21 protein-coding genes and 1 tRNA gene are annotated in these 24,241 nt (G+C 68.9%); 11 read left to right on the top strand and 11 right to left on the bottom strand.

Annotated features, from left to right (window positions below):
- The first annotated feature begins 43 nt into the window (after positions 1 to 43).
- The 4 genes from POL72_RS11975 to POL72_RS11960 all read left to right on the top strand — a co-directional run bounded on the left by POL72_RS11975 (position 44) and on the right by POL72_RS11960 (position 5,468).
- Positions 44 to 736, top strand: a complete 693-nt coding sequence (locus tag POL72_RS11975) for a DUF969 domain-containing protein (protein ID WP_272095271.1) — start codon at positions 44 to 46, stop codon at positions 734 to 736.
- Positions 733 to 1,689, top strand: a complete 957-nt coding sequence (locus POL72_RS11970) for a DUF979 domain-containing protein (protein ID WP_272095270.1) — start codon at positions 733 to 735, stop codon at positions 1,687 to 1,689. The genes POL72_RS11975 and POL72_RS11970 overlap by 4 nt, the downstream gene beginning before the upstream one ends.
- 12 nt (positions 1,690 to 1,701) lie before the next feature.
- Entirely contained in the window at positions 1,702 to 2,721 is a 1,020-nt protein-coding gene (locus POL72_RS11965) for a DUF2891 domain-containing protein (RefSeq protein WP_272095269.1), read from the top strand.
- Positions 2,722 to 3,368: 647 nt separating this feature from the next.
- A complete protein-coding gene (locus tag POL72_RS11960; RefSeq protein ID WP_272095267.1) occupies positions 3,369 to 5,468 on the top strand; it encodes a PLL family lectin in 2,100 nt (699 codons plus the stop codon).
- A gap of 277 nt (positions 5,469 to 5,745) precedes the next feature.
- On the opposite strand, the gene POL72_RS11955 is transcribed toward POL72_RS11960, so the two are convergent.
- The gene (locus tag POL72_RS11955; protein ID WP_272095266.1) at positions 5,746 to 5,922 is read right to left on the bottom strand and encodes a hypothetical protein; all 177 of its coding nucleotides are present in this window, start codon (positions 5,920 to 5,922) and stop codon (positions 5,746 to 5,748) included.
- A 45-nt stretch (positions 5,923 to 5,967) separates the two neighbouring features.
- Between POL72_RS11955 and POL72_RS11950 the strand changes: the two genes are divergently transcribed.
- Both POL72_RS11950 and POL72_RS11945 read left to right on the top strand, forming a co-directional pair.
- Positions 5,968 to 6,276, top strand: coding sequence for a hypothetical protein (locus POL72_RS11950; protein WP_272095265.1), 309 nt, complete (start codon positions 5,968 to 5,970; stop codon positions 6,274 to 6,276).
- A gap of 168 nt (positions 6,277 to 6,444) precedes the next feature.
- Complete coding sequence (locus tag POL72_RS11945; protein ID WP_272095264.1) at positions 6,445 to 7,068, top strand: hypothetical protein; 624 nt, start codon at positions 6,445 to 6,447, stop codon at positions 7,066 to 7,068.
- Between the two features lie 8 nt (positions 7,069 to 7,076).
- On the opposite strand, the gene POL72_RS11940 is transcribed toward POL72_RS11945, so the two are convergent.
- The gene (locus POL72_RS11940; protein ID WP_272095263.1) at positions 7,077 to 9,458 is read right to left on the bottom strand and encodes a bifunctional serine/threonine-protein kinase/formylglycine-generating enzyme family protein; all 2,382 of its coding nucleotides are present in this window, start codon (positions 9,456 to 9,458) and stop codon (positions 7,077 to 7,079) included.
- Between the two features lie 170 nt (positions 9,459 to 9,628).
- Here POL72_RS11940 and POL72_RS11935 point away from each other — a divergent pair, with 170 nt between their 5' ends.
- Positions 9,629 to 10,537: an FHA domain-containing protein gene (locus POL72_RS11935; RefSeq protein WP_272095262.1), complete on the top strand. Its 909-nt coding sequence runs from the start codon at positions 9,629 to 9,631 to the stop codon at positions 10,535 to 10,537.
- Positions 10,538 to 10,619: 82 nt separating this feature from the next.
- Here the strand turns inward: POL72_RS11935 and POL72_RS11930 are convergent.
- Positions 10,620 to 10,694, bottom strand: a tRNA-Gly gene (locus tag POL72_RS11930).
- Positions 10,695 to 10,950: 256 nt separating this feature from the next.
- Positions 10,951 to 12,591, bottom strand: coding sequence for a sigma-54-dependent Fis family transcriptional regulator (locus POL72_RS11925; protein ID WP_272095261.1), 1,641 nt, complete (start codon positions 12,589 to 12,591; stop codon positions 10,951 to 10,953).
- 150 nt (positions 12,592 to 12,741) lie between these two features.
- Between POL72_RS11925 and POL72_RS11920 the strand changes: the two genes are divergently transcribed.
- From POL72_RS11920 to POL72_RS11910, 3 genes are all read left to right on the top strand, one after another.
- Positions 12,742 to 13,914 carry a cytochrome P450 gene (locus POL72_RS11920; protein WP_272095260.1) on the top strand — a complete coding sequence of 391 codons (1,173 nt, stop codon included), beginning with the start codon at positions 12,742 to 12,744 and terminating at the stop codon, positions 13,912 to 13,914.
- A gap of 54 nt (positions 13,915 to 13,968) precedes the next feature.
- Entirely contained in the window at positions 13,969 to 15,222 is a 1,254-nt protein-coding gene (locus POL72_RS11915; protein ID WP_272095259.1) for a hypothetical protein, read from the top strand.
- 371 nt (positions 15,223 to 15,593) lie between these two features.
- Entirely contained in the window at positions 15,594 to 16,556 is a 963-nt protein-coding gene (locus tag POL72_RS11910; RefSeq protein ID WP_272095258.1) for an STAS domain-containing protein, read from the top strand.
- Between the two features lie 49 nt (positions 16,557 to 16,605).
- Here the strand turns inward: POL72_RS11910 and POL72_RS11905 are convergent, their stop codons facing one another.
- The 5 genes from POL72_RS11905 to POL72_RS11885 all read right to left on the bottom strand — a co-directional run bounded on the left by POL72_RS11905 (position 16,606) and on the right by POL72_RS11885 (position 21,609).
- On the bottom strand, positions 16,606 to 17,658 hold the full coding sequence (locus POL72_RS11905; protein WP_272095257.1) for a peptidase dimerization domain-containing protein: 1,053 nt from the start codon (positions 17,656 to 17,658) through the stop codon (positions 16,606 to 16,608).
- A gap of 324 nt (positions 17,659 to 17,982) precedes the next feature.
- On the bottom strand, positions 17,983 to 20,400 hold the full coding sequence (locus POL72_RS11900) for an ATP-binding cassette domain-containing protein (protein ID WP_272095256.1): 2,418 nt from the start codon (positions 20,398 to 20,400) through the stop codon (positions 17,983 to 17,985).
- An 8-nt stretch (positions 20,401 to 20,408) separates the two neighbouring features.
- Positions 20,409 to 20,828 (bottom strand): DoxX family protein, encoded by a 420-nt coding sequence (locus POL72_RS11895; protein ID WP_272095254.1) that lies wholly within the window; start codon positions 20,826 to 20,828, stop codon positions 20,409 to 20,411.
- Entirely contained in the window at positions 20,825 to 21,265 is a 441-nt protein-coding gene (locus POL72_RS11890) for an SRPBCC family protein (RefSeq protein WP_272095253.1), read from the bottom strand. The genes POL72_RS11895 and POL72_RS11890 overlap by 4 nt, the downstream gene beginning before the upstream one ends.
- Entirely contained in the window at positions 21,262 to 21,609 is a 348-nt protein-coding gene (locus tag POL72_RS11885) for an ArsR/SmtB family transcription factor (RefSeq protein ID WP_272095252.1), read from the bottom strand. Before POL72_RS11885 ends, POL72_RS11890 begins: the two co-directional genes overlap by 4 nt.
- Positions 21,610 to 22,157: 548 nt before the next feature.
- On the opposite strand from POL72_RS11885, the gene POL72_RS11880 reads away from it, so the two are divergent.
- Positions 22,158 to 22,667 carry an RICIN domain-containing protein gene (locus tag POL72_RS11880; protein ID WP_272095251.1) on the top strand — a complete coding sequence of 170 codons (510 nt, stop codon included), beginning with the start codon at positions 22,158 to 22,160 and terminating at the stop codon, positions 22,665 to 22,667.
- Between the two features lie 89 nt (positions 22,668 to 22,756).
- On the opposite strand, the gene POL72_RS11875 is transcribed toward POL72_RS11880, so the two are convergent.
- Positions 22,757 to 23,131 (bottom strand): VOC family protein, encoded by a 375-nt coding sequence (locus tag POL72_RS11875; protein ID WP_272095250.1) that lies wholly within the window; start codon positions 23,129 to 23,131, stop codon positions 22,757 to 22,759.
- Positions 23,132 to 23,313: 182 nt separating this feature from the next.
- Complete coding sequence (locus POL72_RS11870) at positions 23,314 to 24,222, bottom strand: alpha/beta fold hydrolase (protein WP_272095249.1); 909 nt, start codon at positions 24,220 to 24,222, stop codon at positions 23,314 to 23,316.
- Between the last annotated feature and the right edge of the window lie 19 nt (positions 24,223 to 24,241).

Below are 24,241 nucleotides of genomic sequence, written 5' to 3'. Positions count from 1 at the left end.
TCACCGGCTTGCGGCGTCGCCCGCGGACACGAGGGTAAGGAGCATGCTCACGTTCCTCGGGGTCGCGGTCGTGGTCGTCGGCTTCGTGGCCCGGATCCATCCGCTCCTGGTCGTCGCGGCGGCCGCCATCGTGACAAGCCTCTCGGCGGGGATGGGCCTCATCGAGGGGATCTCCGTCCTGGGCAAGGCGTTCAACGACAACCGTTATGTGAGCCTTGTCTGGCTCGTCCTGCCGGTCATCGGCCTCCTGGAGCGCTCGGGCCTCCAGGAGCGGGCGCGCGCGCTGATCTCGCGGGTGAAGACGGCCACGACCGGGCGCATCCTGCTCGTGTACTTCGCGGTGCGGCAACTCAGCGCGGCGCTCGGCCTGACGTCGCTCGGCGGCCACGCGCAGATGGTCCGGCCGCTGATCGCGCCCATGGCCGAGGCCGTGGCGGAGAACCGGTACGGACCGCTGCCGGACAGGACGCGCTGGCTGATCCGCGCCTCGGCGGCGGCGGCCGACAACGTGGCGTTGTTCTTCGGAGAGGACATCTTCCTCGCCATCGCGTCGATCCTGCTGATCAAGGCGTTCCTCGAGCAGAACGGCATCTTCGTGGAGCCGCTCCAGCTGTCGGTCTGGGCCATCCCCACGGCGGTCCTGGCGCTCCTGATCCACGGGACTCGGCTCCTCCTGCTCGACCGGCGGCTCCATCGCGACCTCGCCCGCGCGGACGCGGGGAAGGCGCCCGAATGATCACGCTCGGTGTCGTCTACGTCGTGGGAGGGCTGTTCTTCGCGGCGTCGGCCGTCCTGAGCGCGGTCGACCGCGAGAACTCGAGGCGATGGAAGAACACCCTGTTCTGGGGTCTCCTGGCGATGAGCTTCCTCTTCGGCTCGCGCCTCGGGGATCTCGGCAACGGGGTGCTCGTGATCTCGCTCGTGCTCCTCGCGGGCGTCAGGGGCCTGGGCCAGGGGCGCCCCGCCACCACGACACCCGAGGAGCGGCGCGCCAGCGCCGAGCGGCGCGGCGACCTGCTCTTCGTCCCGGCGCTGATCATCCCGGCGACCGCCCTCCTGGGCGCGCTGGTCCTCAAGCGGGTCGAGATCCGCGGAGCGCACTTGCTCGACCCGAAGCAGGCGACGCTGATCTCGCTCGCCCTCGGCGTGGTGCTGGCGCTCGTGGTCTCCGTGGCGTGGTTGCGCCCGCCGCTGCTCGCGCCTCTGCAGGAAGGCCGGCGCCTGCTCGACATCGTGGGCTGGGCGGCGATCTTGCCCCAGCTGCTGGCCGCGCTCGGGGTCGTGTTCGCGGCCGCAGGCGTGGGGGACGTGATCGGCGAGCTGGCCGGGAGCGCGCTCCCGCGCGGCGGCCGCCTCGCCGCGGTGGCGGCCTATACCGGGGGCATGGCGCTGTTCACGGTGATCATGGGGAACGCCTTCGCGGCCTTTCCCGTCATGACCGCGGCCGTGGGGCTCCCCCTGATCGTGCGCCGGCTCGGCGGCGACCCGGCGATCATGAGCGCCCTCGGCATGCTGTCCGGCTTCTGCGGGACGCTGATGACCCCCATGGCCGCGAACTTCAACATCGTCCCAGCGGCCCTGCTCGGATTGCCCGATCGCGACGGCGTGATCAAGGTCCAGCTCCCCACCGCGCTGCTCCTGCTGATCGGGAACACGCTCCTCATGTACCTGCTCGTCTTCCGGCGCTGAGGTCGCCATTCCATGACGCACGTCCTGACACCCGAGATCGCCTCGCATTTCAGCGCCATCGCGCTCGGGCACGTGACGCGGGAGTATCCGAACAAGCTCGATCACGTCATGGCCGGCCCCGAGGACGTGAAGGGCCCGCGCGACCTTCACCCCATCTTCTACGGCAGCTTCGACTGGCACTCGTGCGTTCACGGCCACTGGCTCCTCGCGCGGATCCACCGCCTCTTCCCCGGCGTCCCCGGCGCCGCGTCGGTCCGCGGGCTGCTCGACGCGCAGCTCACGGGCGAGAAGGTCGCCGGTGAGCTGGCCTATCTGCAGCGACTGTCGAGCCGCGGCTTCGAGAGGCCTTATGGGTGGGCGTGGCTCTTGATGCTGGCGGCCGAGCTCGCGCGGTACGAGACCGAGGAGGGGCGGCGCTGGTCGGCCGCGCTGGCCCCGCTCGGCGACGCGTTCGCCGGGCGGCTCCTCGAGTACCTGCCCAGGGCCACGTATCCGGTCCGCGCCGGCGCGCACACGAACAGCGCCTTCGCGCTGGTGCTCGCGCAGGAGTACGCCGCCGTGAAGGGTGATGAGCGGCTGTCGCTGCGCTGCGTCGAGGCCGCGCGGACCTGGTACGGACGGGACGCGGACTGCCAGGCGTGGGAGCCCTCGCAGGACGATTTCCTCTCGCCCGCCCTCGTGGAGGCCGAGTGCATGCGCCGGGCCCTGCCCGGACCGGAGTTCCGCGCCTGGTTCGCGCGGTTCCTGCCGCGGGCGGCGCGGGGCGAGCCCGCGACCCTGTTCGAGCCCGCGACGGTCAGCGATCGCAGCGACGGCAAGATCGCCCACCTCGACGGGCTCAACCTGAGCCGCGCCTGGTGCTGGCGCTCGCTCGCCGCGGCGCTTCCCGAAGGGGACGCGGGCCGCGCCCGCGCCCTCGACGCGGCGGAGCGGCACCTCGATGCCAGCCTGCCGCACGTCGCCGGCGATTACATGGGCGAGCACTGGCTGGCGAGCTTCGCCCTCCTCGCTCTGGGCGGCGGCACGGATTGACGCGTCACGCGGATGCGCGGCGCTCGGCCGCGGCACGCGTGGCAGCGTCTACGTCGTGGAACGGGAGTTCCTCCGGGCGGCCGCATGAGCCATCGCCGCCGTGAAATACGCTGAAATACACACGCATCGCGCGAGCGCTTACATGGGAGGTGCGGCGTCGATGAACCGAGCCCCTCGCCGCTCGGTCGCTCTCGGCCGCGCAGCGGCCAATCCACCTGCCATGCCGTCCACGAGGACGGCGAAATGGAGCCATTCGCCATGCAATTTCGTCTGACGCTCGTCCAGAACCTGCCCAACCGTGATCCTTCGGGCTTCACGGTCACCTACACCTTCAACGACGGCTAGCATTCCACCTGGCCTGTCACCGCGATCGGCCCCGACAAGGACCGGAACGTCCTCGTGGTCGATGCGAACGTCGATCTGATCAACCAGCCGAACGTGAAGACCCGCATGTTGAACGCGGATTACCCGATGACCCCTAATACGGTCAACAATCGAAGCCGTCGTCACCGGAGCAGCGCAAGCTCCGGCATCTCGGAGAGAAGTTCGCGGTAGTAGTGTTAAGCGCACTGGAAGTGGCTTGTGCACGGAGCAAAACGCGCCTACCTGCGCCGGTCCACCGTGGCACCAATCAAAAGGATATGGACATGGAACAGGAATTCCCAGCATTTGATCAAATCGCGCTCGGTAATGGATCCTGCGGAGATCTTTACGTGTTCGGCCTGGCTCGACAGCCGCAAAGCAACCGGGGGACGCTTTACCTGGCGGCGCTGCAGGCCGTAAACACGGGGGCCTGGTTGGTTCCAAGCTACGATGTACTCGGTTTTGCACCACGCATCGAGTCGTTGGTCGTCGGGAAGGGTAACCATGGCAATCTGCAGCTAATTGGCCTGCTGGATCAGCGCGTCTACCTGGCGGCCTGGCAGGACAACAAAACCGGAAGCTGGAACAGCTATGACGCGAACCCGCTGGATCCGGACGGTTTTAGGTGGAAGTCAATTGCCCTAGGCAAGGGTTACCAGGACAATTTGTACGTCATCGGCCTCACGGACGACGGAAAAGTATATCGCGGCCCCTGGCTCAATCGCAGCGGCAGCTGGGACAAGAGCACAGAGCTGCTCGGCGACGCAACGCACAACTGGGACGCGGTGGCCGTCGGCAAGGGCAACGATGGCAATCTGCAGGTCCTGGGCGTGTACAACGATCAGGTCTACCTCGTCGCCTGGCAGGATCAATGTGATGGCAGGTGGCATCACAGCGGGCGTGTAATGGTGAGTTACGACAAGATCGACTCGATCGGCGCCGGGAACGGGAATCAGAATAATCTGCAGGTCATTGCTCTTGCTCGCGGGCAGCAGGATCGCGAAGATCGACTCCATCTGTCGCAATGGCAATCGTCGAACAACGGCGAGTGGCACGGTGGCGGCGACGTGCTCCGCTTCGCCTCGAGCGTCCAGTCGTTCGCCATCGGTAACGGAAATAATGACAATCTTCAGCTTGTCGGCATCGCGGACAAGAGAATAAATCTCGCAGCTTGGCAAGACGCCACGAATGGCAGCTGGCACGGCTACGATCACAATCCGCTCGATGCCAAAGGGTCGGAATGGCTCGCGATCGCGCTTGGGCACGGGTATCAAGACGATCTCTACGTCGTCTCACTCGGAATCGACCGCAAGATCTACCTAGGCGCCTACCAGACCTGCAGCAACGGAAAATGGCATCCAGGTCCCGCGTCACCGTTGACGAACGGAAGCGGGCGGTGGAATAAACTGAGGCTGCGCGACGTGCCGGCGGCGTTTTCGGCGCTCCCGGACCTATACAGCGCGGAGATCAACTATACTTTGTCTTCGTGGGACACCTGGGAGCCGTTGCCGCTCACCTCGCACTATCAGGGTATGGCTCGCTACCATGATTACTACGTTCTTCCTTTTAGCGCCCCCAAGCCTGTGACCCTCGGCGTCGAGTCGAAGATCGTGGTACTCGATCGGAGCACGCGTCGCGAACTGCGTCGTATCGAACTCCCTGAAGCCTCTCGTCCGCATCCGGGCGGATGCCAGATTGTCGGAGATTTTCTCGCGGTCGAACTCGAGTCGTATAACGAGGAAGAGCCCTCGATCCTGCGCTTCTACTGGCTCGGATCGATGGGGAAAGACAGGGATCCTTGGCTGCTTCCCGCCGCGATAACGGTTCCAAGGGCGCTCAATGGCGTTACAGCGCTGGCCATTACCGATGTCGGAACACCGCCAAATCGCTACTACGTCCTCGCGCTAAGATCCGGTCGGGACGGCCAGGAGTTGACCTGCTTCAAGATTGCCGGCCATCTTCTGGACGATCCGGAGCTCAAGCTGGGCGATCCCATCTACATCGACACCAGCTTTCAGGTTCCGGACGGTAAGAAGCACGGACCCGACAATATGAATCTGTTGACGGATGCGAAGGGCAATCTGTACCTGGTCACGATGGGCGGGAATAGCAACGCGCCTTTGGAAACCAACTTCGAGGATTGGGCGGACCTCTGGCGCGTCGATCTTGAGCGCCGGAAGCTTGATTTCGTCCAGTCGAAGCATGTCCATACATCGGCCGGGTTGAGAGTGGCAACCGGCGTCCACTTGCGCTTCGGCGCCGGAACTTGGGTGGAAGATCAGAGCCGGATGGCAATGTATGCCTCCGGGCCCCAGGGCCAACTCCCCGCGCCAGGCATCAAGGCGATTCTGGCGACCAATGAATTTGTCGCAAAGCCTGGGTAATTCGTGAGCATCTTAGCGAGCGCAGGGTGCTCTTCAGCACGCAGGGCGCAATAACACCGCGCACCGCGACTGCTTCGACGACTGACCGCGCGTCGCCGGAGGAGGCGCCATCGTCCCTTGACCCCCTAGTACTACAGCCGCACGTCGCGGAATCTCCGCGGATTCTGATGAGCGGGCGGACGATCGTGACACATGGCTCGTCCGCACACTGGTGAAGCCCAGCTCGTTCGGCGCTCACCGACATGCGCCTGTAGTACTAGACGGCGGATTACTCGCTTCACACCGAGGTGGCGTGGACGGAGCGGTACCGGGCGTACACCGCTCGCCAGCCAGTCGCGAGCTCGGCCGCGATCCACGCCGGCGCCTCGTACGACATCGCGCCCGGCCAGACGCTGGACGTCCAGCAGCCGGCCGGCACCGGGACCGTCGTCCGCGATGGCGTGAGGGGCGCCATCTCGATCGACAACCAGACGACGACCCCCTCACGTGCGGTATCGCGGTGACGCAGGGCGCCGGCGCCTGCGCGCCCCTGTGCGCCTTTCCGCTCTTCGGCAAGAACCTCCAGATCCTCGTTCCTCTCCAGCGGGTGCTGCTGATGTTCTCGACGGTGCCCATCGCTCCGGGCACCGCGATCGAGCGCTCCTATGGCCCGGGGATCCTGGTCGAGAGGGAGGGCGCCGACGAGCGCGCGATCACCTTCGATATCAACGCCAGCTGGAGCTGGGGCGGCTTCGCCTGGGCGCAGCAGGTCCCGGCCTCCGCGGACATCGTTCCGCTGCTCGTCGTCCCCTCGGCGGTCGCGCCGTGACGGTCCGGCCGAGGGTGCGGTCGGGGTGTGTGCCGGCGAGCGCCGGCCGCGGTGAAATAGCGAGAAATACCCCCGTGTGCCCGGCGCTGGTAGGGTGGCCGCGATCGCAGGCGATGGGGGCGCCCGGGCTCGCCGGGGCCGCGCTCGATCGCGAAGATGGAGGCAGACATGTCAGGGAATGTTCCGACCCAGGTTCCGGAAGACAAGGGCTCCACGCGCGGGGCGCTGCCCCTGACGTTCGAGGTCGACGGCGGCAACAAGCAGAAGGCCCAATACCGCCTCTACACCATGACGTTCTCCAACGGGAACACGCTTGCTGAGTTCGCCGTGTTCAACCACAAAACCTCGACCAATGATGCCAATTTCGACGCAGGTAAGGTGTACTGGTACGTAAATACTGGATACCTGGGCGACCTGAGCTCTCAGAACCTCAGCATCTCGTTCGTCGATAAGCCCTTGGGGAACCGGTTCAGCCCGCCCAACACCGGTCAGAAGTTCCACAGGGAAGATGGACACGACTATCAGAGGATCTCGTTGGTCCAGCCGGATCCGCAGGCGAACCAGGGGTTCCTGTACAGGGGCACGGATAACTCCGGAAACACGGTCTGCATCCGGTTCGTGAAGCGCCCGGGCAAGAGCGAACTCATGAAAATCGTCTGGTACCAGCTGATTTCCGCGAGCGCCCATCCGGCGCTGGTGGCACCGAATGGTACGTTCACCCGGCAAACCAAGACCGGCGGCGTGACGGCGCCGCAGGGCCAGAGCGCTTATTACTACATCGAGAACGCGTAGTAGCCGCCTCAGCGGAGCGGCCGCGCCACGCGGAAGCCGATCGTCGCACGCCGGTCCGATGCCCGGTTCCCGAAGCGGCCCGCGGCCCGGGCGAGCGTGATCGGGCTGATCCACGCCCCGCCCCGCACGCTCCGGAACGCGGGGCTCTCCGCTGCCGCGGGCGCTATCACGAGCCGATCGCCGGCGACCTCCGGGCCCTGCCGCCGCCACTCCTCCAGGCAGTAGTCGCGCACGTTCCCCGCGAGCCCCAGCGCGCCGTACGGGCTCTCGTCGCAGGGATGCGCGCTCACGGGCAGCCGCGACGGCCTTCGCGCGTGGCTCTCGAGCACGCACGCGAAGGTCGCCTCGCCGCCGTTGCCCCAGGGATAGAGCCGCCCGTCCGCGCCGCGCGCCGCCTTCTCCCGCTCGAGCTCGCCGGGCAGGCGGTAGGCTCGCCCCGTCGCCTCCGCGAGCCAGCGCGCGTAGGCCGTGGCGTCGTGCCAGTCGAGCAGCGCCACCGGCCAATCCGCCTCCCACCGCGCGTCCATCTCGTCTCCGGCGAGGAGGAACGCACCCGAGGCGTCCTGAGCGAACGCGCGCCGCTCTTCCGCTTCGCCCGAGACCCCGAGCGAGCGCGGGCAGGACGCGACCGCGCGCTCCGCGCGGCCCTGGGCCACGAGATCGTTGAGGAACGCGAGGTACTCCCGGTTCGTCACCGGAGAGCGCCCGATCGCGAAGGCGTCGACCCAGATCCGCCGGCGCGGCAGGCTGTCCGTGGCCTCGGGATCGCCGCCGATCCACGCGTACCCCGCGGGCACGTACGCCTCGTCGGCGCCGATCTCGCCGAGCGCCGGCAGCCGGATCGGCCATGGCGCCCGCTCTCCGGGCGGCGCGCCATCCCAGTGCTCGTCTCGCTCGATCAGCACGGGATAACGCACCTCCGCCCGCCCCTTGGCGCGGAGGATCAAGAGGTAGCTGCCTCGCGGGAGCCTCACCTGAAAGAGCGGCGTCGGGCCGAGCTCGCCCACCTCTTCCGGCACGAGCCGCCGATCGCGCTCGACATAGCGGTACAGCGTCGCGCGCGCCCCCGCCGGATCGGTCAGCAGCGTGAGCGCCCCCTCGGCCCGCAGGAAGGCCGCGTGCCGCCCGCGGTCGTGGGCCCGGAGCAGCGCCTCGAAGCGCGCCGCCTCCTCGCCCTGGTGACCGCGCTCGGCCTCGATCAGGCGCGCCCGGTAATGGTCGGCGAGCGCCGCGTGCGCCTCCGGTAGCTCCGGATCCAGACTGAGCGCCCCGTGCATTCCGGTGAGCCACTCGGTCTCGCGCAGCGCCGCCTCGCGGCCGAGGCACGCCGCCTCGTCCTCCAGCGCCCAGATGGGCCGCTTCCTCTCCACCGGCTCAAAGGCCTGTACGGAGGTCAGCCGCGCGATCGCCTCCTCCCTGAGGCTCTCCGCGCGGGCCCGGAGATCCACGATGGCGGGCTCCTCCGCGCGCGTCCTCGCCACGATCGCGAGCGCCTGCTCCCGCCGGCGCGCCCCGTCGAGGAAGGCGACGAGATCCGCGGCCATGGCCCCCGCGTCCGGGTACCGCGCCTCGATCGCGCGCTGCATCGCGCGCTCGCAGATGGCCACGAGATCGGCCGGGAGCTGCGGCCCGCCGCGCGCTGCCTCGGCGATGGGCGCGGGGGGCGCCGCGGCCACCTGCCGGAAGGCGTGCAGACCCGACGCCCGGTAGGGCGGCCTCCCCGTGAGCAGGTGATACAGGATGGCCCCGAGCGCGTAGACGTCACTCTCCGGTCCGTGCAGGTGCAGCTGCCCCAGCGCCTGCTCCGGCGGCATGTACGCGGGCGTGCCCAGCACGTCGCCGTCGTGGGTCCGCTCCGGCTCTCCTTCGAGCCGCTCTGCCGCGCCCGCCGCGCTCTCCGTGCTCTCCGCGCTCCGCCGCGCGAGGCCCCAATCCATCACGAGGACCTCGCCGAGCTCGCCGACCATGAGGTTCGCCGGCTTCAGGTCGCGGTGCACGATGCCCTCGCGGTGCGCGTACGCCACGGCCTGCGCGATGCGGACCAGCGCGTCGAGCGCGCGGCGGAACGTCCACCCCGACGGCGCCTCCCGGAACCCGCCCGCCCCCTTCGCGGCGTGGATCTCGTCGATGACGGCCCCGAAGGTCCGGCCACGGACCTCCTTCATCGTGAACCAGAGGCGTCCATCCGCGAGCTCGCCTCGATCGTGCACCGCCACGATACCGGGGTGCTGCAGCCCCGCCGTGATCTCCGCCTCGGCGAGGAAGCGCGTGCGCCTACGGGGGCTGTCGACGTGCTCGAAATGCAGGAGCTTCATGGCGAGCACGCGGCGGAGGTGCAGGTCCCGCACGCGCCGCACCTCGCCTGAGGCGCCGGATGCGATGAGCCCCATGTCCTCGTAGCGTTCTGGCAGCCGCGATCGCGGCACGGGAGCAGGCGACGATCCTGACCAGGTCTCGCCTCCGTCGAGGGTGGGAGTCGGCTCAGGGGGCGCGGGCACGACGCCATGGTAGCCGGGCGCGGTCGATTGCGGTGCGTCGAGGGCGCCGATAGGCTGGCGCCATGGGCGCTCTCGAGGAGCTCGAGGCTGGGAGGCGGCGCGCGCTCGGCCCGCGCTGCGTGATCGGCCGTCACGCCTCCTGCGATCTCCGGTTCGACGACGCCCGGATCTCGGCCGAGCACGCGCTCCTGCGCTGGCTCGATGGCCGCTGGGAGCTGCGCGATCTCGGCAGCCGCAATGGCACGCTCGTGGGCGATCACCGGCTCGTCGCGGGCGAGCGCGTCACGCTCGATCGAGGATCGGTGGTGACCTTGGGCGGCACCCGACTCGGGTTCGTGCTCGTTGACGCGTCCTGCCCGCGGGCGAGCGCGCGTCACACGGAGAGCGGGGAGATCCGCGCGGCCGACGACGGAATGCTCGTGCTGCCCAGCGAGGCTCGGTCCGTCGTGACCATCTACGAGGACGCCGCCGGCCGCTGGATGGCCGAGCGCGAGCACGCGACCGAGCCCGTGGCGGACAGCGATGTCCTCGTGGTGGACGGCGAGGCCTGGCTGCTGGAACTCCCCTCGGGCATGAGCGCGACGGTCGAGAACGCCGCCGGCATCGCGCTGGACGTCGTGGAGCTGCGCTTCGCGGTGAGCCGCGACGAGGAGCACGTGGAGGTGACGCTCGCTATCGGCGATCGCGCGATCCCGGTCGCGCCGAGGAGCTACCACTACCTCTTGCTCACGCTGGCGCGCATCTGGCTGAAGGACGAGCTCTCGCCTCCTGGCGATCGCGGCTGGGTGGACCGCAAGACGCTCTGCCGCATGCTGGCGACCGACGAGCTGAAGCTCAACGTGGATATCTGCCGCGCGCGCAAGCAGTTCAGCGCCCTTGGCATCTATGGCGCCGCCGCGATCATCGCCCGCCGGCCGGGGACCAGCCAGCTCCGCATCGGGATCGACCGGATCGCGGTGACATCCACCTGAGCGATCGGTCCACGAACGTATCGAGGGGCATCACGCGATGTGCTGCGCTCCGCCGAGAGCTCGCATCGCAGCATCTATGTCGTGGAGCGGGAGACGGGATTTGAACCCGCGACGTCAACCTTGGCAAGGTTGCACTCTACCACTGAGTTACTCCCGCAAACGGAGATCCATCGATCAGGAAACCACTCTCGTGCGGCGCGATCAGCGACGAGGCTGAGCGCGCCGGGACCTCCTTGGAGGTCGTCTCCGTCGATGGGGGCGGAGGAGTACCAACCGACGTCGCCCTAGTCAAGCACCGATGTGCGTGGTCGTGGAGCTTCTCAGGGACGGAGATCTGGGCGCCGTGGGTTTCCGGTTCCGGGCTCCGGCACCGCCGGGGCCCGGTTGCCGTCGAGGGGACCCCTCGCACACCTCTACCCCGCGCCGCGCGCGTACTTCCTGAGCTTCCTGTAGAGCGTCGACGCGCCGATCCCGAGCTCCGCGGCGGCGCGGGCCTGGTTGCCGCCGTGCCTCTCGAGCGCCGCGAGGATCGCTCGCTGCTCGACGCCCTCCAGCGTCCGCGCGGCCGGCGCCTCGCCCGCCTCGCCGCCGGTCGGCGCGGCGCCGCGGACGTCGTCCGGCAGATCGTCCAGATCGGCGGCGCCTCCCCGCGCCAGGGCGACCGCGTGCTCCACGGCGTTCTCCAGCTCGCGCACGTTGCCGGGCCATCCGTGGCGCTCCAGCGCGCCTTCGGCCTCCGGCGTGAAGCCCGCGACAGGCCGATCGAGCCGCCGCGACGCCGCCCCGAGCAGCGCCCGCGCGAGCGGCAGGATGTCCTCGCGGCGCTCGCGGAGCGGCGGAAGGCGGATCTCGATGACCCGCAGCCGGTAGTAGAGGTCCCGCCGGAAGCGGCCCGCCGCGGCGTCGGCCGCGAGATCGCGGTTCGTCGCCGCGAGGATCCGGGCGTCGACGGGGCGGCTCGTGTTCTCGCCGACGCGGCGCACCTGCCGCTCCTGGAGCGCGCGGAGGAGCTTCGCCTGCACCCCGGGCGGGGCCTCGCCGACCTCGTCGAGCAGCAGCGTGCCCCCGCGCGCCGCCTCGAACAGCCCGGCGCGGTCGTGGGTCGCGCCGGTGAACGAGCCGCGCGCATGCCCGAAGAGCTCGCTCTCCAGCAGCGTCTCGGTGATCGCCGCGCAGTTGACCGCGACGAACGGGCCCGCGGCGCGCGCCGACGCGCCGTGGATGAGCCGCGCCACCCGCTCTTTCCCGGCGCCGCTCTCGCCCGTGAGCAGGATCGTCGAGTCCACCGGCGCGACCCGCCGCGCGCGGTCGAGCGCCCGCTGCATCGCCGGGCTCTCCGCGACGAGCGGGGTCGGCGGCTCGCCCCGCGGCGCGGCGAAGGGCAGGGCGCTCGCCTTCGCGACGAGCGCGCGTCCTGGTGTCGCCCTCCGGGGCGGCGCGGGCTGCGCGGGCTGGCAGAGCGACGGGTCGAGATCGCTCTCGCGGAAGAACGGCAGGTGCTCGTCGAGCGCGCTGCCCCACGCGGCGCGCGTCCGGCCCTGGAAGTGGCAGACGTCGTCGCCCCGGCCGATGCACCGATCCTCGATGACGTAGACCGCCTCGCCCGTCGCCCGGGTCATGTAGCCGCTCGCGATGCCGGCGAGCATCCAGCACACCGGCTCGTCCGCGCGGCCGAGGTGCAGGAGGTGCTGTTCTGCCTCGTACGACGAGAGGAGCGTGGCGCCGCGCGAGGCGAGGGGCGTCGTGTCCCCGGGTGCGAGCCGGATGAAGCCCTGCAGCGTGTGGAGCAGGGCTCCTGCGCCGTGCAGCTCGGCGTCGCTGTCCCAGGCGAGCCGGGACACCATCGCCTCCGCCATCCGGGCGCCGTGCTCGACGCCGAAGCGCGTGAGCACGGCGCGCGCCCCCGCGTACCCCGCGAGCCGGACGAGCTCCTCGCGCAGCCTCCCGAGCGCCCCGGCATCGACGATGACCGCTCGCTCCCCGGCGAAGCGGACGACGCCGCCGCGCGCGTCGACGTCGAGCAGCTTCCGGATGTCGAGATCGGCTGCGCGCATGGGACGACCTTTCAACGTGACAGGAGCGACCGGTCACCCTGACCGGCGGGCTCGCGAGGCGCCACGGAGGAGCCCCTGATCCCCCATGAAAGCGGCCTCTCCCGCGCGGGCCCGGCGTGTGCTCGGGGCCATCGCGGGAGGTCTCTTCGCATGAGCGAGCGCGTGGACATCATGACACCCGCCTTCCGGGCGGATCCTTATACGCCGTACGCTGTGATGCGCCGCGAGGCGCCGGTCTGCCAGGTCGATCCTGGCGGGATGTGGGCGGTGAGCCGGTACGCCGATGTCGCGACGGTGCTCCGGAGCCCGGAGCGGTTCTCGTCCCAGGGGTTCCGGGCCGCCTGGCAGCCGGCGTGGGTGGGGCACAACCCGCTCGCGAGCTCGATCCTGGCCATGGATGGCCCGGATCACGCGCGGCTCCGCGGCCTGGTGAGCCGGGCCTTCGGGGCGCCGGCGATCGCGCGCATCGAGCAGCGGGCCCGGGATCTGTGCGAGCGGCTCGCGGGCCGCCTCGACGGCGAGGTCGACTTCATCGCCGCGGTCGCGGCGCCGCTGCCGGCGTTCGTGATCAGCGAGCTGCTCGGGCTGGATCACGCGCTCGAGCCGCGCTTCAAGCGGTGGATGGACGACCTCCTGTCCGTGACGCCCGAGCCGGCGAGCGCCGAGCACGCCGCCCGCGTCCGCGCCACGATCGCGGAGCTCGACAGGTACATGGCCGACGTCATCGAGGCCCGCAGGCGATCGCCCTCCGACGACCTCGTGAGCGAGCTCGCCCGCGCCGGCGATCTCCTCGGCGACCGCGAGATCATCGATCTGCTGGTCAGCATCCTCGGCGGCGGCCTCGAGACCACGACCCACTTCCTCGGCAGCTCGATGCTCCTGCTCGCGGAGCGCCCCTCGGAGCTCGATCGGCTGCGCGACTCGCCGCATCTCATCCCGAGGTTCATCGAGGAGATGATGCGTTATGACGGCCCGACGCAGTCCGTCCCCCGGCTCACGACGTCGGACGTCGCGCTGGCCGGCGTGACGATCCCCGCGGGCTCGCTCGTGCTGGCCCTGGTCGGCTCGGCGAACCGCGACGAGCTGCGCTTCACGGATCCCGATCGGTTCGATCTGCACCGCGGGCAGCCGAGCCTGACCTTCGGGCACGGCGCGCACTTCTGCCTTGGCGCTGCGCTGGCCCGGATGGAAGCAAAGGTCGCGCTCGAGGTGCTGCTCCCGAGGATCGGCGAGGTGACCCGCGCGCCGGGCGAGATCCCCTACAACCGCACGCTCACCGTGCGCGGCCCCGTGTCGCTGCCGCTCCGCTTCATGCCGGCCTGACATGCCAATGAAATGAGGGGATTTGTCAGGTCCTGTTCTGCACAATGGCTGTCCATGCGATACCGAGCGTTCCTGCCGCTGGTCTTCGCTCTACCGGCGTGCGGCCCGGCGGCCGCGCCCTCGCCTGCCGCGAGCGCCGCGCCCGCCGTGGCCAAGGCGGCGGCCACCACGGCGCCGTCTCCGTCGGCGCCCGCCGTGGGCGTCGCGCCTGCGCCGGCAGCGAGCGCCGCGCCGGCGCCGCAGAGCGCCTGTGCGCTGGAGCGCGGCTTCCACGGCACGATCGGGCCGAAGCTCGAGGTCTTTGCGCGGATCGAGCGCGACGGAGGGACGGTGCGGGGCCGTTACTTCTATGCCCACGTCGGCGTCGACATCCCGCTGGCCGGGACGGTCACCGACGCTGGCGAGCTCGCGCTTGTCGAGGGCAACCCGGCGCGCCCAACGGGCCAGTTCGCGGGCACCTGCCGCGCCGACGGCCACCTCATCGGGACGTGGACGAGCCCGCGGGGCGCCTCGCTGCCGTTCGACCTCGCCTCGGTGGGCGCCCGCGATGTGCTGCTCGTGGCCACGAAGAAGAGGGCGCGCCGCTTCCCGCCGCAGCCGAACCCCGATGGCCCATCCGACGGGATAGGGATCCCCTTCGAGCCAGGCGAGGCGTGCAGCGAGGAGCTCGCCTGGCCCGAGATCTTCGGCGCCGCGACGGCGAAGAGCGAGGCGGCCCTCAACCGCGCCCTCGAGAGCGGCGCGTGGGTGTTCGGGCAGGGGGATGAGGCGAGTCTGCGCGCGTGCAAGACGGGCGAGCGAATGGCCGCCTCGCGCACCTTCGAGATCTCCCTCAACGAGAAGGGGCTGCTCGCGGTCCGCTCCCACGATGCGATGCGCTACGAGGGGGGCACGCACCCCTGGGATCCTGGGCCCGAGCGCTGGCAGGTGCTCGACGCGCGCACGGGCGCGCCGGTGACCCAGCTGCTCGAGCGGTCCGCCGCGTCGAAGAAGGCCCTGCGGCCCTTGCTGGAGCGCTGCCTCGCGCCGCTCGCCGACGGCGACGCGACCGTGCTCGAGCTGCTGCGGGAGCGCGTGAGCCTCGACAACCCGGAGCTGCTCCTCCTGCCGACGCCCGCCGGGCTGAAGCTCGCCGCGACCGGATATCCGCCGCCGCTGCGCGTGCTCGAGGGGGATGGCCCCATCCTGACGTGGGCGGCGCTCGCCGGCGCGGGCGCGGTCGGCCCGAGGAGCCCCCTCGCTCGCCTCTGGGAGGGCCGCAGCGCGGCCGCGGCGGCGGACCCGTGCGTGAAGCAGGGGTCGCCCTGAGCCGGACCCGATCGGGCCTGTGAACCCGATCCGGTCGAGACGACAACCGACAACCCGACCCGGGTTGAGGCGACCATCGGCAATCTCATGGTGTGACGAGCCCGGGAACCTGGCCGGACCTCACCGGACTCGACAGCTGGATCCGCCGCGCCGTCGTGATCGGCGACGCAAGTGAGCTCCTCATCCAGCAGACGTCCGCCGGGTTGAAGCTCGCCGCGACCGGAGATACAACGCTGCGTGCCTCCTGTCTGCGCGGGCCGTCCTGTCATCAACGCGCGCCCGCGCCGCGCTCGTCGGACGCGACCCGGCTCACACCGAGGCCGTCTTTCCCAGGGAGGATGCTCGTCACGGAGCACGCGGACCAAAAGAACATGGAACAGAAGACAACTCCGACGATCACCGAGCTCGAGCGTGAGATCGATACGCTGCGCCGACGCGTCGCCGATCTGGAGATCCCCGCGCGCCGCTACCAGGCCCTGCTCGACGGGGGCATCGTGAGCATGATGATCTACGACGGCGAGAGCCGCGTGCTCGAGGTGAATCGTCGGTGGGAGCAGCTCTGGAGCTTGAGCCTCCGGGATGTCGCCGAGTGGCGGTTGCTGAAGGACGAGCAGGTATCCGCCAATGGGTCCATGCCCCTCGTCGAGCGGGCGTTCTGGCGGGGCGAGGCCACGGCGTTGCCCACCATTCGCTACGATCCGGTCCAGGCAGACACGCTCCAGAAGGGACTGGCCCGCTGGGTCGCCTCTTCGCTCCATCCCATCAGCGACGCAGCGGGCAACGTGCGCGAGGTGCTGCAGATCCACGTGGACGTCGGCGAGCTCAAGCGGTCCGAGGACGAGCTGCGGGTCCAGACGGCGCAGCTCGAGGCCGCGATCGCCGAGCGGACCCAGCGGCTCGAGGAGCAGCTCCGCGTGAGCGAGGAGCAGCAGCGCGCCATTGCCGCGCTGTCCACGCCCGTGCTCAGGCTCTGGGACGGCATCCTCGCGCTGCCGCTCATCGGTCGCATCGACGCCGAGCGCGCCGCCCATCTCCTCGAGGTGCTTCTGCAGGCCATCGTGGACACGCAGGCGGAGCATGTGATCCTCGACGTCACCGGCGTGCCTTTCATGGACGCCGAAGGGGCACGCCACCTCGGCAATACGGTGCGCGCTTCCTCGTTGCTCGGGGCGCAGTGCATCGTCGCGGGCATCTCGCCGGCCATGGCGAGATTGCTGATCGACTGCGATCTCGGCTTCGATGGCGTCCCCATCGTCGCGAGTCTCCAGGACGGGCTTCGGCGCTTGTTGTCCAGCCGCAACGGCGATCGGGAGAAGGGGAGTAAAGTCCCATGACTCTCCCCTCCTCCCTGTTCAATTTTCTCTCTCGAGATGCCAACAACAGTCACGTCATCTTGGCGAACCAGCTGTCGAGGATGGTTTGCGCCCGCGCGAGCTCCGAAAGCTCCGTCACCTCGTTCAGAGCGTGCATCGTCCGCTCCGCGCCCGGTCCGAAATTCGCCGCCGGGATCCCGAGCGTCGTGAAGCTTGCCACTTCCGTCCAGGTTTGCCGCGCCTCGACGCCTTGAACGCCGCTCTGTTCGAGAGCGGCGATGAGCGCGTGGTTCCGGTTCGGCGGCGCCGGACGGGAGAGCTCCTCGAACCGGACGGCTCCCACGCGGTCCACGAGCGCCATCAGTCGTTCTTGCGATGCATGGGAGCTCGTGCTCGGACCGTACGTGTGGTGCACGTTCACCTCCAGGTGGTCCGCCACGACGCTACCGGAGCGGCCCCCGTGCGCCGAGGTGGCGTTCATCATCTCGTACCAGGTGAGGCCGTCGACGACGTCGGGTACGGGCTCGAACGCGACAAGCTGAGAGAGCACGCGCGCGAACTTGTGAATCGCGTTCACGCCGGCCCCGGGCAGCCCGCTGTGCCCCGTACGGCCTGCAAAGGCCAGCGTCGCGTGCGTGGAGCCTCCCGAGCCGAGCTGGAGCTTGTTGTCCGTGGGCTTGAGCACCAGGGCGAAGTCGGCCCCCCGGAGCTCGGCATCCTGCTTCATGACCACCCTGAGCTCGCTCGCGTCGAAGCCGCACGCTCCGCGCGCGTGGAACACGAGGGTGATATCGGCGTGTACCTGCGGCCGGCGCTCGGCCAGATCGAGCATCAGGCAGAGGCCGCTCTTCTCGGCGGCTCCAGCGCCGAGCACGCGCTTGTTCTCCGTCCGCGCCTCCCCTCGTTGCCCCGGGTTCGCCACGTCGAGCTGCCCGACGAGCAGAATCTTGGGGCCTCCCGACCCGCGCGTCAGCGGCGCGACCAGGGAGTCCCCGTAGCGGCGCGGCGGTGAAGCCAAGGGGAGCGCCGCGAGACGTCGAGCCAGCTCGTCGGCCAGGTCGCGCTCCTCACCGGTGGGCGAGGGGATCCTGCACAGCCACAGCAAATTCTCGAGTAGCTCCACGTCGACCTCCGATCAGACCAAACGATTCGCGCTGGCTCACCATCAGTCGTACCGGAATTTTCGGTACCAGGACACCAGCCAGAAGGCGAGTATCGCTCCTAGCACGGTCACGCGCATGCGGGTGAGCCAGAGCCTTGGGTGAAGCGCAATGGACAGCGCGCCCGCCGCGAAGATCGCTGCGAGTTGTCCGACATGGATGATCCGGAGATCGGCGAGGCCTCGCGGGTGACGCGCCCGCAGGGGAGCCCCAGTCAGCCTGATGAGAACCATCGCGTTCCCGGCCGGCGCGCTCGGGGCGCCGGCGGGTGGGTAACGCGGCCTCGCTCAGCGAGATCGCGCAGCTCGGGCAGCCTTCGGCTGGCTCCCGACGAACGCCGCGAGGTGCTCGCCGGTCAGCGTCGACTTCGCCGCCACCAGGTCGGCCGGGGTGCCTTCGAACACGATCCGCCCGCCGTCGTGGCCTGCGCCCGGACCGAGGTCGATGATCCAGTCGGCGTGCGCCATCACCGCCTGGTGGTGCTCGATCACGATGACCGACTTGCCGGAGTCGACGAGCCGGTCCAGCAGCCCGAGCAGCTGCTCGAGGTCGGCCAGGTGCAGCCCGGTGGTCGGCTCGTCGAGCACGTAGACGCCGCCGTCGGCGCCCATGTACGTCGCGAGCTTGAGCCGCTGCCGCTCGCCGCCCGACAGCGTGGTGAGCGGCTGGCCGAGCCGCAGGTAGCCGAGCCCCACGTCGGCCATGCGCTGCAGGATCGCGTGCGCGGCCGGCGTATGCGCCTTGCCAGCACCGAAGAAGCCGACTGCCTCCGTCACCGACAGGTCGAGCACCTCGGCGATGTTGAGCTTGCCGAGGCGGTACTCCAGCACAGACGCCTGGAACCGCCGGCCCTCGCAGTCCTCGCAGACCGTGGTGACGCCGGCCATCATCGCGAGGTCGGTGTAGATCACCCCGGCGCCGTTGCAGGTCGGACAGGCACCCTCGGAGTTGGCGCTGAACAGCGCAGGCTTCACGTTGTTGGCCTTCGCGAACGCCTTGCGGATCGGCTCCAGCAGATCGGTGTACGTCGCCGGGTTGCTCCGCCGCGAGCCGCGGATCGGGGTCTGGTCGACCGACACCACCCCGTCACGGCCGGACACCGAGCCGTGGATCAGCGAGCTCTTGCCCGAGCCCGCCACGCCGGTCACCACCACCAGCACGCCGAGCGGAATGTCGACATCGACGTTCTTCAGGTTGTGCGCGCGCGCGCCACGCACCTTCATCACACCGGACGGTTTCCGCACCGACTGCTTCAGGGACACCCGGTCGCTCAGGTGACGCCCGGTGAGCGTGCCGCTCGCCCGCAGCCCGTCGACGGTGCCTGTGAAGACCACCTCACCGCCGGCGGTACCGGCGCCGGGGCCCAGGTCGACGACGTGATCGGCTATCGCGATCGTCTCGGGTTTGTGCTCGACCACGAGGACGGTATTGCCTTTGTCGCGCAGCCGCAGCAGCAGCTCGTTCATCCGCTGGATGTCGTGGGGGTGCAGCCCGACCGTCGGCTCGTCGAAGACGTAGGTGACGTCGGTGAGCGACGACCCGAGGTGGCCGATCATCTTGGTGCGCTGCGCCTCGCCGCCCGACAGCGTGCCCGACGGCCGGTCGAGGCTGAGGTAGCCCAGCCCGATCTCGACAAACGAGTCGAGCGTGTGCCGCAGCGTCGCCAGCAGCGGCTTGACGGACGGTTCGTTCAGATCGCGCACCCACTTGGCCAGATCGTTGATCTGCATCGCGCAGGCTTCGGCGATGTTGATCCCCTTGATCTTGGAGGACCGGGCCGCCTCGCTGAGCCGCGTGCCGCCGCACTCGGGACAGGTGGAGAACTTGATCGCGCGCTCCACGAACGCCCGGATGTGCGGCTGCATCGCGTCGACGTCCTTCGACAGCATCGACTTCTGGATCTTCGGGATCAGCCCTTCGTAGGTCAGGTTGATGCCCTCGACCTTGATCTTGGTCGGCTCCTTGTGGAGCAGGTCGTGGAGCTCCTTCTTCGTGAACTTGCGGATCGGCTTGTTCGGGTCGAAGAAGCCGCAGCCGTTGAAGATGCGCCCGTACCATCCATCCATCGAGTAACCGGGGATGGTGAGCGCACCCTCGTTGAGCGACTTGCTGTCATCGTAGAGCTGGGAGAGGTCGAAGTCGGAGACCGATCCCATGCCCTCGCATCGCGGGCACATGCCACCGTTGACCACGAACTCGCGCTTCTCGGTCTTCTTCCCGCCGGCCTTCTCGATCGAGATCGCCCCGACCCCGCGGACCGACGGGACGTTGAAGGAGAAGGCGTTGGACGAGCCGATGTGCGGCTTGCCGAGGCGGCTCCACAGCACCCGCAGCATCGCGTTGGCGTCGGTCGCCGTGCCGACCGTCGAGCGGGAGTTCTGGCCCATCCGCTCCTGGTCGACGATGATCGCGGTCGTCAGCCCTTCCAGCACGTCGACCTCGGGCCGGGCCAGCGTCGGCATGAACCCCTGCACGAACGCGCTGTAGGTCTCGTTGATCAGCCGCTGCGACTCGGCCGCGATGGTGCCGAACACCAGCGACGATTTGCCCGATCCCGAGACGCCGGTGAACACGGTCAGCCGCCGCTTGGGGATCTCGACGCTGACGTCCTTGAGGTTGTTCTCCCGGGCGCCCTGGACGCGGATCAAGTCGTGGCTGTCTGCGGCGCGCTGTCTGTCTGTGGCGTGCTGTCTGGAGGAGGCCATGTCCGCGATCATGTCACCAACACCGACGGTCTGTGAAGGGGTTCCGGCAATCGGCGCGAGTCCGGCCGCAGCGCCCACGACGTCACCGCCAGCGCGAGGACCACGAGCGGCGCGACGATGTGGCCGGCGTTGCTCGTGGAGTCGCTGGCGCCGACGGCGGCCCAGGCGAAGGCGGCGCCGGTGAGGTCGAACACGAGGCCCGCATACGCCCACTCCTTCAAGCGCGGGAATCTCGGCGCCAGCAGCGCGAGCGCGCCGAGGAGCTTCCAGATGCCGAGGAACGTGACGAAGTGCAGCGGGTAGCCGAGGCGCACGAAGCCGTCGACGCTCGCTGGCGCGTGGAGGACGTGCGCCACGCCGCCGGAGACCATGGACGACGCGACCAGGCCTGTGGTCGCCCAGTAGGCCACGAGCCTTGCCCGGCTCATGAGACCCTCTCGAGCAGGTCGACGAGCTTCCCGCCCATCATCTTCCAGCCGTAGCGCGCGCCGGCGAAGTTCTGCTTCTGGTCCGGCTTGAAGCCCGATTGCACGAGGGACAGGCGCGTGCCCGACGCCGTTGGCGTGAGCGTGAAGGTCACGACGGTCTCCAGGAAGGGGACGCTCCACGTGTAGCTGAGCTTCCGATGTGCTTCGATCTCGACGAACCGGCAATTCACGGTGCCGTCCCAGCCGGGGTAGGGCTGCGTCTTGAGCGTGAACGCCGCCCCCGGCTCGAGCTGGAGGCCGATGGTGGGCAGGAGCCACTCCGCGAGCAGCGCCGGTTCGGTGAGCGCGCGCCACACCTTCTGCGGCGAATGCTTCAAATCGAACTCGAACGAGATGGCTTCGGTCTGCGATTGAGCGGTCGTGTCGGTGAGGTTCATTCGTCCATTTTCTCCAGCAATTGTTCGAGGCGATCGACGCGCTCCGTCCAGAAGGCGCGGTAGTGCGTGATCCAGTCGACGAGCGGCTTCAACCCGCGCGGCTCCACCCGGTAGTAGACACAGCGCCCCTCGCGCCGGCCGCTCACCAGGCCGGCGTCTTTCAACGTGGCGAGGTGCTGCGAGATCGCCGGCTGCGAGATGTCGAAGCGCGCCGTGAGGTCCTTCACGGCCGCTTCGCCACGCGTGAGCGACTCGAAGATCGCCCGGCGGCTGGGGTCCGCCAGCGCCTGGAAGATCTTGTCTTCGAGCACGGCCGCGCTCTGCATGGACGACTTATAAGCCACGGCTTATTGATTGTCAAGCGCGTGGATCCAGCCGGCGAGGCGTGGGCGTGGCGCGCTTCGACGCGGCGAGCGGCCGCCACGTCGCCGGCGACGCGCTGCGCTGGACCGCCGATCGGCCGGCGTGCGGCGAGGCCGTGCCGGTCGAGGGCACGACGGCGCGTAGGGCTGCAGGGGCAGCGGGGTCCTCTCGGGCGAGTGCTTCGTCGCGCGCGCTCCGATCGAGCGCCTCGACGATCGGAGGGCCTACGCGTACGCGCGCGGCGCCGGACACTGGGCCTGGGATGCCGACGGGGCGTTCCCGCCGTTCACGGGCGCCGCGTCGATCATTTTACAGAAAGGCGAGCAGGTTCCTGGAGGTGCCCCAATTCCCACCTTCACGCCGGTCAGCGCTGAGAAGGCGCTTCCTACCACGACCAATTTAACGGCAGCTCGCGGCCACATCCGTGAGTCGTGCGGCGCCGCTTCCGGAAGTCTGAAGGCCGCTTTATGAGACCGGCGAAGAGAGCGCTGCCTGCAGTTCATTTGCTGGCTCTCTTTGAGGGGGTCCTATGCAATTTCTCGTGTACCGGTCGGCGGGCATGGCCGCTGCCAGTGTCGCCTTCTTGTTCGCGTCTCACGGTCTGGCCCAATCTGTGCCGAGTGGACCAGTTCAGGTGATCTCGGAGAACAGCGGCCTGTGTCTGGATGTCCCGGGCTTCAGCACGAGTCCTGGCTCCACTCTTCAGCAGTGGGGATGCAACGGCGGCAACAACCAGCGATTCTCGCTGGTGGGCGCGGGCGGCGGCAATTACTTTATTGTCGCCACGCACAGCGGCCTGTGTCTGGATGTCCCGAACTTCAGCAGGAATTTCGGGACGACCGTCCAGCAGTGGGGATGCAACGGCGGCAGCAATCAGCGGTTCTCGCTGGTGAGCGCAGGCGGCGATAATTATTACATCGTTTCCGAGAACAGCGGCCTGTGCCTGGATGTCCCGGGCTTCAGCAGGAATTTTGGGACAACCATCCAGCAGTGGGGATGCAACGGCGGCAACAACCAACGTTTTCGTCTCGTTCCATGATCCGTTAGGAGCGCTGCGAGGGCGCGCCGAGGGCCGGCGCGACGAGCGACCGGCCCTCGCGGCTGTAGCGAGTCGGGCGCGACGAAGGGTCAGGCCTCGGGGTCGTGGCAAACCGCTTCGATGTTGTGCCCGTCCGGACCAATGACGAAAGCCGCATAATAGTTCGCGTGGTAGTGCGGGCGCAGACCAGGCGCGCCATTGTCTTTGCCACCCGCCTCCAGAGCCGCGCGATAGAAATCCTGGACTTGCTGACGATTCTCGGCGGTGAAGGCCAGGTGAAGATGCGCCGGCTTCTCCTCGGTTTGGAACAGGCACAATGAAGCCTTACCCTTCGGGCTAAGCTCGACGCCGTACGTCGGCGGCCCCTCCGAGACAACAGATACGCCGAGCGGTTCGAGCGCCTTGAGGAAGAACGCTTTGCTCGCTGCATAGTCGCTGACTCCGAATTTGACGTGATCGAACATGATTTCTCCTGAAGCGTGTGGGCCTGCGCGAGGTCTGACGTCTGGCCGTTCAGCTGCGGGGATGCTTGCGTCAGCGCGCGTCCCCGGCAGCCGCAACGGCTTGTTAGCCATCGTTGCTGCGTTGGCGAGCGCGCCAGAGTCTACGATCGCTCCGACGGCCCTCGCGATCTGGTCTCCTTCGTTCATTCGTTCCCTCGATTCATTCCATGCCCCTCCACGCGCCTGACGAAGGCGCTCATCAACGCAGCGCACTCGGCCGGATGGGTCTCCAGCAGGAAATGCGGGCCGTCGAGGATGTGCGCCTCCATGCGCGGGAGCGCCTTCATCCAGGAGAGGGTCTCCTCGAGGCCGAAGAAGATATCGTGGCGCCCCCACAGCATCAGCGCCGGGGGTTGCCAGCGCTCGAGATACTCGGCGATCTCCCCGAACCGCGCGACATGGCTGCGATAGTCGAGCACCAGCGCACGCTGCATCTCGAGGCGGCCGGGGAGCGACATGATCCGCCAGTCCTCCTCCCACAGCCGGGGATCGATGCGCTCGGCGATGTCCCGGGGCACGCCGCCCACATATTGGTCGCGCGTCCCCTCGAAGGTCAGGTGCGCGGTCGCCTCGGCTTCCCGCTCCGGCGTGGGATCGTCCCAATAGGCCCTGGTCGCCGACCATTGCGGCCCCATCCCGCTCTCATGGGCATTGGCATTCTGGACGATGAGGCTGCGTATCCTGCGCGGCGCGCGCGTGGCGAGATGAAGTCCTACCGCCGTTCCATAGTCGTGGAGGTAGAGGTGGAAGGACCCGGCTCCGAGCCGTGCGAGCAGCGCCTCGATCATGTCCGCGAAACGCGAGAATGAGGGGCGCTCGACCGGCTCGGAGCCGCCGAACCCCGGAAGGTCCGGGGCGATCACGAAGCAGTCCCGCGCGAGGATGCCGATCACGTTGCGGAATGATTCCGAGGAGCTCGGAAAACCGTGGATCAGGAGGAGCGCCGGCTTCTCCCGATCGCCCGCCAGGCGGGCCGCGATTTCGGCATCTTCAACCTCGAACCTCCTCACTTCCGGTTCTCTCATGGCACCTGGTTCCTTCGATGCTTTCAAATGTCTGACAGGCCTCCCG

It is taken from the genome of Sorangium aterium, from assembly GCF_028368935.1.
Taxonomy (GTDB): Bacteria; Myxococcota_A; Polyangia; order Polyangiales; family Polyangiaceae; genus Sorangium; species Sorangium atrum.
Note: the sequence above shows the minus strand (reverse complement) of the source record. Positions and strands in the feature narration are given on the sequence as shown.

Coding starts and splice junctions, on each gene's coding strand:
- POL72_RS11880 (WP_272095251.1), top strand. CDS start 22,158: ATGCAATTTCTCGTGTACCGGTCGGCGGGCATGGCCGCTGCCAGTGTC.
- POL72_RS11895 (WP_272095254.1), bottom strand. CDS start 20,828: ATGAGCCGGGCAAGGCTCGTGGCCTACTGGGCGACCACAGGCCTGGTC.
- POL72_RS11925 (WP_272095261.1), bottom strand. CDS start 12,591: ATGCGCGCAGCCGATCTCGACATCCGGAAGCTGCTCGACGTCGACGCG.
- POL72_RS11945 (WP_272095264.1), top strand. CDS start 6,445: ATGTCAGGGAATGTTCCGACCCAGGTTCCGGAAGACAAGGGCTCCACG.
- POL72_RS11875 (WP_272095250.1), bottom strand. CDS start 23,131: ATGTTCGATCACGTCAAATTCGGAGTCAGCGACTATGCAGCGAGCAAA.
- POL72_RS11960 (WP_272095267.1), top strand. CDS start 3,369: ATGGAACAGGAATTCCCAGCATTTGATCAAATCGCGCTCGGTAATGGA.
- POL72_RS11935 (WP_272095262.1), top strand. CDS start 9,629: ATGGGCGCTCTCGAGGAGCTCGAGGCTGGGAGGCGGCGCGCGCTCGGC.
- POL72_RS11920 (WP_272095260.1), top strand. CDS start 12,742: ATGAGCGAGCGCGTGGACATCATGACACCCGCCTTCCGGGCGGATCCT.
- POL72_RS11915 (WP_272095259.1), top strand. CDS start 13,969: ATGCGATACCGAGCGTTCCTGCCGCTGGTCTTCGCTCTACCGGCGTGC.
- POL72_RS11975 (WP_272095271.1), top strand. CDS start 44: ATGCTCACGTTCCTCGGGGTCGCGGTCGTGGTCGTCGGCTTCGTGGCC.
- POL72_RS11900 (WP_272095256.1), bottom strand. CDS start 20,400: ATGGCCTCCTCCAGACAGCACGCCACAGACAGACAGCGCGCCGCAGAC.
- POL72_RS11965 (WP_272095269.1), top strand. CDS start 1,702: ATGACGCACGTCCTGACACCCGAGATCGCCTCGCATTTCAGCGCCATC.
- POL72_RS11940 (WP_272095263.1), bottom strand. CDS start 9,458: ATGGGGCTCATCGCATCCGGCGCCTCAGGCGAGGTGCGGCGCGTGCGG.
- POL72_RS11970 (WP_272095270.1), top strand. CDS start 733: ATGATCACGCTCGGTGTCGTCTACGTCGTGGGAGGGCTGTTCTTCGCG.
- POL72_RS11890 (WP_272095253.1), bottom strand. CDS start 21,265: ATGAACCTCACCGACACGACCGCTCAATCGCAGACCGAAGCCATCTCG.
- POL72_RS11910 (WP_272095258.1), top strand. CDS start 15,594: ATGGAACAGAAGACAACTCCGACGATCACCGAGCTCGAGCGTGAGATC.
- POL72_RS11955 (WP_272095266.1), bottom strand. CDS start 5,922: ATGGCGCCCCTCACGCCATCGCGGACGACGGTCCCGGTGCCGGCCGGC.